Annotated in this window: 8 protein-coding genes; 4 read left to right on the top strand and 4 right to left on the bottom strand. The window is 43.3% G+C overall.

What is annotated here, in order from left to right:
- Positions 1-171: 171 nt before the first annotated feature.
- Positions 172-738, bottom strand: coding sequence for a PhnA domain-containing protein (locus tag AACT21_RS03815; protein ID WP_026027787.1), 567 nt, complete (start codon positions 736-738; stop codon positions 172-174).
- A 203-nt stretch (positions 739-941) separates the two neighbouring features.
- On the opposite strand from AACT21_RS03815, the gene AACT21_RS03810 reads away from it, so the two are divergent.
- From AACT21_RS03810 to AACT21_RS03795, 4 genes are all read left to right on the top strand, one after another.
- Positions 942-2,024 (top strand): site-2 protease family protein, encoded by a 1,083-nt coding sequence (locus tag AACT21_RS03810; RefSeq protein ID WP_026028966.1) that lies wholly within the window; start codon positions 942-944, stop codon positions 2,022-2,024.
- A 271-nt stretch (positions 2,025-2,295) separates the two neighbouring features.
- The gene (locus AACT21_RS03805; protein WP_010320753.1) at positions 2,296-2,748 is read left to right on the top strand and encodes a hotdog fold thioesterase; all 453 of its coding nucleotides are present in this window, start codon (positions 2,296-2,298) and stop codon (positions 2,746-2,748) included.
- A 1-nt stretch (position 2,749) separates the two neighbouring features.
- On the top strand, positions 2,750-2,983 hold the full coding sequence (locus tag AACT21_RS03800) for a DUF3389 domain-containing protein (RefSeq protein WP_010320752.1): 234 nt from the start codon (positions 2,750-2,752) through the stop codon (positions 2,981-2,983).
- Between the two features lie 79 nt (positions 2,984-3,062).
- Positions 3,063-4,751: an SgrR family transcriptional regulator gene (locus AACT21_RS03795; RefSeq protein WP_094164550.1), complete on the top strand. Its 1,689-nt coding sequence runs from the start codon at positions 3,063-3,065 to the stop codon at positions 4,749-4,751.
- A 156-nt stretch (positions 4,752-4,907) separates the two neighbouring features.
- Here the strand turns inward: AACT21_RS03795 and AACT21_RS03790 are convergent, their stop codons facing one another.
- The 3 genes from AACT21_RS03790 to AACT21_RS03780 all read right to left on the bottom strand — a co-directional run bounded on the left by AACT21_RS03790 (position 4,908) and on the right by AACT21_RS03780 (position 7,756).
- Positions 4,908-6,512 (bottom strand): ABC-F family ATPase, encoded by a 1,605-nt coding sequence (locus AACT21_RS03790; protein ID WP_094164549.1) that lies wholly within the window; start codon positions 6,510-6,512, stop codon positions 4,908-4,910.
- 267 nt (positions 6,513-6,779) lie between these two features.
- Entirely contained in the window at positions 6,780-7,175 is a 396-nt protein-coding gene (locus AACT21_RS03785; protein ID WP_094147029.1) for a PPC domain-containing DNA-binding protein, read from the bottom strand.
- On the bottom strand, positions 7,172-7,756 hold the full coding sequence (locus AACT21_RS03780) for a TetR/AcrR family transcriptional regulator (RefSeq protein WP_013867811.1): 585 nt from the start codon (positions 7,754-7,756) through the stop codon (positions 7,172-7,174). The genes AACT21_RS03785 and AACT21_RS03780 overlap by 4 nt, the downstream gene beginning before the upstream one ends.
- Positions 7,757-7,801: the final 45 nt, after the last annotated feature.

The following is a 7,801-nucleotide window of genomic DNA, read 5'->3' as shown; positions in this document are numbered from 1 at the left end:
GATATCGGTTTATACCGTTAATTCAATGTGTAGAGATGTAAAAGCCGACGGATTAAATAGTCGGCTTTTTTGTATTTAAAATTTACTAGTTTCACTGCTCATGAAAACAACGGTTTCCGAAAAACAAAGGCGCAAACTAAGTTGCGCCTTTGTTTTATTCGTCAATGGCTATTATTTTTTGCGACAGTATTCAGCAATGATATACATCGATTGGCCATTGGCTTTACCAGAGATCAACTTAGGATCGTCGCTTAAACTGATACCGCGAACCACAGTACCCTGTTTAATGACTTGGCTTGAGCCTTTGATAGGGAGATCTTTAATGATGGTCACGTCGTCGCCTTTTTTCAGTTCTACGCCATTCACATCACGAGGCTTTTCTGCATCATCATCCATACCAATTTCAGCCCATTTTGCAGCTTCTTCTTCAAGATACATCATATCAAGTAGGTCTTGAGCCCAACCCTCAGTGGCCGCAAGGCGCTTAAGTTGACGCCACGCCAGTACTTGAACGGGTTGCTCTTGGCTCCACATGCTGTCGTTCAAACAACGCCAATGGTTCACATCTACTGTTTCTGGGTTCTCAATTTGGCCTTTGCAGACATCACACAACATAACGGCATGGTCAACAGTAACCATAGTGTGTGGCGCTACCACAAATGGAGCTAATGGAGATTCTGATGAACAAAGCTCACATTTTGATTGGCTGCGTTCAAGTAAAGTTGCTTCAGTAGACATAGTACCCACCTTGTAAAAATATGTAAGCGCGTATTATCCACGTTACGACTGGAATTAAAAGGGGAGATGGCAAAAAGCTTGGTATTCGTGAGGGAATTGAACTAAGTCATCTTCAATAGTAAGAAAACGGGCATCGTGCTTTACGCTGTTATTGCTCAAAGGCATAATGAACGCCGTTTTTATGTTTGTATGTAGGTATCACTGTGGAACTCCTTTCCGCTCCATTTTTAGGAAAATCACTTCGTCTCGAAGGTTCAATGTCAGGCTGGCAGCAACTCTATTGGGATAATCAACTGGTCGCGCAATGCGATGCGACAGGGAATATCGAGGCGACAACGACCCATAGATTTCAGTTGTTAAGTGGTGAAACGCCGATCCAGTGTGAGCTGAATGTCGAGCTGAGTTGGCAGCCTTTTAAACTTCGTTATCAGGCATTAGTCAATGGTGACATTGTCACGCAAGGTGAGCGTTCAGAAAAAGACATTGAAAAACAAACACCATATAGCCCGCCAAAGCCGGAGCGACGTTTTAGCCTTATCGGCCTAGTATCGCTTGGCATGAAAGCACTGAAAAGTGCCAAGCTGATTAAAGTTGTTCTGGCGTCAGCAAGTATCGCAGCCTATTCGTGGTTATTTTCCTTCCAGTTTGCTATGGCGCTTATTGCCTGTTTGGTGTTCCATGAATTTGGTCATATCAAAGCGATGAAGTATTTTGGTATGAAGACTAAAGGCATTTATCTCATTCCATTTCTTGGTGGCTTGGCATTAAGTGATGAAAAAATCAATACACGTTGGCAAGATGTAGTGATCTCAATTATGGGGCCATTTTTTGGTTTGCTGCTCTCGGTTGTGCTGGTTGTCGTGTACTGGATCACAGGAGAGATATTTTTTGCCGGCCTTGCTGTTTTTAATGCCTTTCTCAATCTCTTCAATCTATTGCCTATATTGCCGCTTGATGGTGGTCACGTGTTAAAAAGCATCAGCTTTTCTATGAACAGCACTTTGGGGATTGCGTTGTGTGCTCTTGCCGCGATCGCTGGTGTCATTTTGAGCTATTGGCTTGGATTAACCCTGTTCGGCTTTTTATTGATTATGGGCAGCATTGAAATTGTGATGGAATGGAAGCAGCGTCATCAAAGTCATTTGCTACCTCTGAATCGATATGGACAAATTGTAGCTTCACTTTGGTATGTCAGCTTAGTGGCTGCACTTATCGCTATTATTTGGGGTTTTGCAACGACAGGGGATGAGCTGCTACAACTGCCATTACGCATTTTAGGTACTTGATTCGGTACGTTGACACTTGTAAGCCATGTATCAGAGCATTTTTTGTGCTCATCTTTAAGCGCTTAAATGACATCTTTGTATGAAGAGGCTTCTTAGCACCGATAAACTGCTAATGACAACACTGCAGTTAATATTTATGAGCGATCGGATCTGTCTCGAAAATGTGTAGTTGGCAGGATCTCAATCGCTGGAACTGACTGATTACTCGCTGCAAGTTGTTACTGTTTAAGTATAGAATGAATCTCTTTTACGATGAATGAGACAAAAAAGCATGGATATTTGGAAGAAGCCTATCGATTTAATAACGTTAAACGCCACCTCCAAAAACACCTTGATAGAGCATCTCAATATTATTTATACCGATTATACTGATCACTCTTTGTCTGCGACCATGCCTGTTTGTCACTTTACCCATCAGCCGCTTGGTATGCTGCATGGTGGCGCCTCGGTGGTACTTGCGGAAACCCTAGGTTCAGTTGCCGCGAACTTCAGTGTGGATCAAGAACACTATTGTGTAGGGTTAGACATTAATGCTAATCATGTTCGCGCCATGCGAGAGGGGATGGTTATAGGAACAGCGACACCTATCCATCTTGGTATTTCAACGCAAGTATGGCAAATCAATATCACTGATGAGCGCGAACGTTTGGTGTGCACCAGCCGTTTGACGGTCGCAGTACAAAAAATTCGTAACCGTTCTCAAGCTATCAAGGTTGATTTATAAAATGGTGATTGAATTTTCAGGTGGAAAAATCATCGTAACACCCCATGAATTAGTGGTACGAGTATTGGGTGATCTCGCCATCACGCTACAAGCCCAAGCCGATGCTGTTCAGCTCATTGGGAGAGGGGCGAATGTCATCTCTGTAAATTGCTCAGAAAGTAAATGGTCGATTAAGTTGGACAACGAAGAGCAAATTCAGCAACTTTCTCAACAACTCGGCTGTAATATTCTTTAAACAGTGATTAAGACTATTGCATAACCAATATAAAATGAGGAAACTATCTCTGTTTTTTATAAACTGAGATTTCCTCTTTATGAGTAGCCCACGACTTCGCGTTCAATTTGAATCCTTATTTGAGCACTTTAACGGCCAAGATGTTGGTGTCCAGCTAGAAGAGATCACCGAGATCCTTTTCTGCACACGCCGTAATGCGCGTATTGTTCTAAATAAAATGGAGGATGAAGGCTGGATAGAATGGCGTCCTGCGGCGGGGCGTGGAAAATTATCCGATCTCATTTTTAAACGTAGTCGCAGTGATGTCAGTGAAAACCTTGCGCGTCGATACTTGGATGAAGGTAAAATTGGCCATGCATTTTCAGTACTGGATCAAGATGCGGCGAAACTGACGCAAGTGATCCAAAGCTATCTTGGTGTTCAGCATCAAGAAGGTCTGCAAGTCATACGGTTGCCTTATTATCGCCCGCTTTCAATGCTAAACCCGCTAAAATCCATGCGTCGATCTGAGCAACATATCGTAATGCAAATTTTTAGTGGATTAACGCGGCTAGATGAATATGAACAGTTGCAGCCAGATCTCGCTCATACATGGGAATCGGTGACAGCAACACATTGGCGTTTTTATCTTCGCCCAGGGGTTCGTTTCCACAATGGTGATTTGCTTACCACCGACGGTGTTATCCAAAGTTTGTGGGAATTGCGATTTCTGAACTTATTCTCCCATCTTGATAGGATCAGCTCGCCCTCCAACTGGGTTATCGATATCTTTTTACAAAAAGCGGATAGTCGCTTACCGCTTCTTTTATCTGAGTCATGTGCCAAGATTTTACTACCAGAGTCCAATCGTAGTGATAATTTTGATTTAATGCCGATTGGTACTGGCCCTTACAAAGTCATTTTAAATGATGAAAAACGCTTAGTTTTGCAAGCGTTTGATGGATATTTTGGATTTAGGCCTTTGTTAGACCGGGTCGAAGTGTGGGTGATTGACGAAGTACATTCTTCGATGGTTTTTCCTAGCTTATCGCATCCGATAAAAACAAAGCGAGGTTCATTTACAGAAGACGTGGATCTTGATCCTGGCTGTACTTACTTGTTACTCAATCGAAAAAATGGCGTCGCCGCGGATGTAAATTGGGCTCGCTACCTCACCAATAAGCTCAGTACTCTCAACCTATTTCGTCAATTACCAGAAGACAAAGTGGTCGAGTTGGGGGTGTTACCTGCCTATGGCCTGAAACCGGGCTGGTATCATCAGTCATCGGGAGATGTTGCCGCCACACCGCCGGGCGAGCGTTCGATCACCATTGCATATCATGCTCAACATCCTATGTTTCCAAGCTTAGTGAAAACAATACAACAGCTATTAAAAGAAGATGGAATTTCGGTGGAGCTTGTTAAATATGATTTGACGGTTGAAGACACCGATGCTGTCGATGTTTGGGTCAAACCGATGGGAATTGCCAACCATAGAGAAGATGCGTTAGCAGGATGGTTACTTGATTACAGTGATATCGAGCATTTAAGCCGCGCTGAAGATTTTTCGTATTGGTGCCAGTTAGTGGATGAATGGCGCGCCGATCCAAATGCTATATTTCCGGCCAAAGAGATTGGCAAGTCTTTGATAGAAAAACAGCAAATTATCCCGATGTTCCACTGTTGGTTAGGGATAAGCAAAGATCAATGTGGTGCATTACAAAACGCGAAATGCAACGCGTTAGGCTGGTTTGATTTTAGCAATGTTTGGGTTAAACCAGAGTTATAACAAATCACAGTGATACCCAAACGACTTGGAGTTACAAGTAGGCGGCTTGTCAGTGGCCGATAAAATAAGCTAAGACTAAACAGCAGAATCTAAATTATCCGTTGTTGCCGTCATTTCTGGCGGCAACAAGTATCAAGAATTATGACGTTGGTTTGATTACGCCGCAGCTAACAATTTCTGCTGATGAGCCAAGTATTCATCGTACGTACCTTGGAAGTAGACCAACTGTTTGTTTTTCACATCCATGATCGAAGTGGCCAGCGAAGAGACAAACTCGCGATCGTGGCTAACAAAAATCAGTGTCCCCGTGTAGGACTTTAACGCGTTATTGAGTGCTTCAATCGCTTCCATATCCATGTGGTTGGTTGGCTCGTCCATGATCAGCACGTTGATATCTTGCATCATTAGTTTGCCAAATAGCAGACGGTTCTTCTCACCACCCGAGCAGTTTCTTGCTTTCTTATTCACATCATCAGCTGTAAAGAGTAGTCGGCCAAGAATGGCACGCACCATCAAATCATCATGTTTTACGGTGCGCCACTGCGAGATCCAATCAAAGATAGTCAGATCGTTATCAAAATCGACAGTACTGTCTTGAGGGCAATAGCCAATGGAGGCGTTCTCAGACCATTTCACCACACCTTGGTTGGCCTGAAGCTCTTTGACTAAGCAGCGTAGAAAGGTCGTTTTACCGACGCCGTTTTCACCAATTACCGCCAAACGCGAGCCCGCCTCAAGCAGCAGATTGCCACCGTTGAAGAGCTGTTCATCGCCAAAAGCGTGGCCGAGATTTTGTAGTTCAAGTGCAAGGCGATGCAGTTTCTTTCCTTCACCAAAATCAATCGAAGGACTGATGCGGCTTGAGGATTTCACTTCATCAAGCTTGATCTTGTCCATTTTTTTTGCGCGTGAGCTAGCCTGTTTTGCTTTTGAAGCATTGGCACCAAAGCGGTTAACGAAGTCTTGCAGTTCGTTGATCTCGGCCGCTTTTTTCGCGTTGCCAGAGAGTAACTGCTCTCGAATCAAGCTTGACGCTTCAAGAAAATACTCATAATTACCCGGATAAATACGCAGTTCACCGTAATCAATATCAGCCATATGGGTACACACTGAGTTCAAAAAGTGACGGTCATGGGAAATAATAATCATGGTGCATTTACGCTGATTAAGTTCTTCAGCCAACCAACCAATGGTGTGGATGTCTAAGTTGTTGGTTGGCTCATCGAGCAGCAAAATATCTGGGTTGGCAAACAAGGCTTGCGCCAACAAAACGCGCAGTTTCCAACCAGGAGCCACTTGCTGCATCAAGCCAAAATGAAACGATTCCTCAATTCCCGCTTTTAACAAAATATCACCCGCGCGACTTTCGGCGGTGTAACCATCCATTTCAGCGTATTCGCTCTCAAGCTCGGCGACTTTCATGCCGTCGGCTTCGCTCATCTCGGCTAATGAATAAATGCGGTCACGCTCTTGCTTGATCTCCCAGAGTTTACGGTCACCCATAATCACGGCATCAATTACCGTGTATTGTTCGAAAGCAAACTGATCTTGGCTCAACACACCCAATTTTAGCCCTGGTGTAATGGAGACGTTGCCTGAGCTGGGAGTTAACGCGCCACTCAAGATCTTCATGAACGTCGATTTACCACAGCCGTTAGCGCCAATCAAACCGTAGCGATTGCCGTTACCGAATTTTGCAGAAATGTTTTCAAATAAAGGCTCAGCGCCAAATTGCATGGTGATATTTGCGGTAGAGATCAAGAGAGTTTTCCTAGGTATTCAGTTTAGCGAATCAGTGATGTGCAGACGCCAAATCAACAGAACATAAACAATGGTTAAATAGGCGGCGAATTATACAGAGTTATTACAAAAAGAACAGATGTGAGAGATAGCTCACAGACGGAAATTGCTCAACGTCGAATTGCCTATCGTTATTGGGGAGAAATGGGTGAATAAAAAACACGCTTCACCACATTTTACAGAATGAAGACTAGTATATGCACATTCACTTTTATCATTAAAGGGATTTTAACAAGGTGCCACCAGCTCACTGTAGCCCGTTTGATTATCAAATTCTCGCTCAAACACTAAGTCAGGGTAGGAATGTAAAATCAGCTCTGCGGTAGTATTGACAAGACAACCATCCAAAAGATGACCACCGATCACTTTGCCTGTTTTATCTGCAACCGCAATGTGCAAGTGTTGATGAGATGCGGTTAGCGTGCCTATCAAAGAGACAATTTCAAATGCGTCAACAAGGTGTAGCTCTGAAGAGCCATCAGCGAGGCGGATGCGCATTTCAGATAGGCACCCGACACAAGAAGCGATATTACCCGCTTGTATGTTCTCTTGCTTTATCAACGCGGCAATAGATTGCTTTAAGTCGTGGCCTTTTATTAAGCGAGACACTGTCACTTTTATCATGGAGCATTTCCCTTAAGCAATATCAATAACGATTCTAAGGCAGCATTAATGTCGTCATAACGCTTAGCTTTTCCCATTACACGAATTCCTTGCATCTGGACCAGTACCAGTTTTGCCAATTGATTTGCATCCAGCAATGTACCAATTTGTTTTTGCTCCTGGGCGTTTCGTAGTGCGTGACTAATAACGGCTAGTAACTGGTCAAAAAGTTGTTGGCCTTTTGCTAACACATACTCATCTTGCCCTGCGTGTTCAATCAGGGCGTTTTGCATGAAGCATCCCGATGAACTTGTTTTTTGCAATTTTGCAAATTCTTTAAGAAAAGCAGTCAATTCTTCAAACGCTGAGTTCGTTTGGTTAAGTTCAGCAAGGCGAGGGAGTGGTACTGATACCAGATATTTATCCAATGCTTCGTAATAGAGCGTTTTTTTATCACCATACGCATTATAAAGGCTAAAACGGTTAATTTTCAGCGTATCAATTAGATCGGAAATGGCGGTATTGGAGTACCCTTTTTTCCAAAACAGATCCATTGCCACAATCAGTTTTTCCTCTCTATCGAAATTACTTTTACGAGCCATAATTAAGTTTCTCTACAAAAATTGTTGACTGATCGTTTATAAAAC

It is taken from the genome of Vibrio sp. V08_P9A1T1, from assembly GCF_963874405.1.
In the GTDB taxonomy this organism is placed as follows: Bacteria; Pseudomonadota; Gammaproteobacteria; order Enterobacterales; family Vibrionaceae; genus Vibrio; species Vibrio anguillarum.
This window is presented reverse-complemented; position numbering and strand designations above follow the sequence as displayed.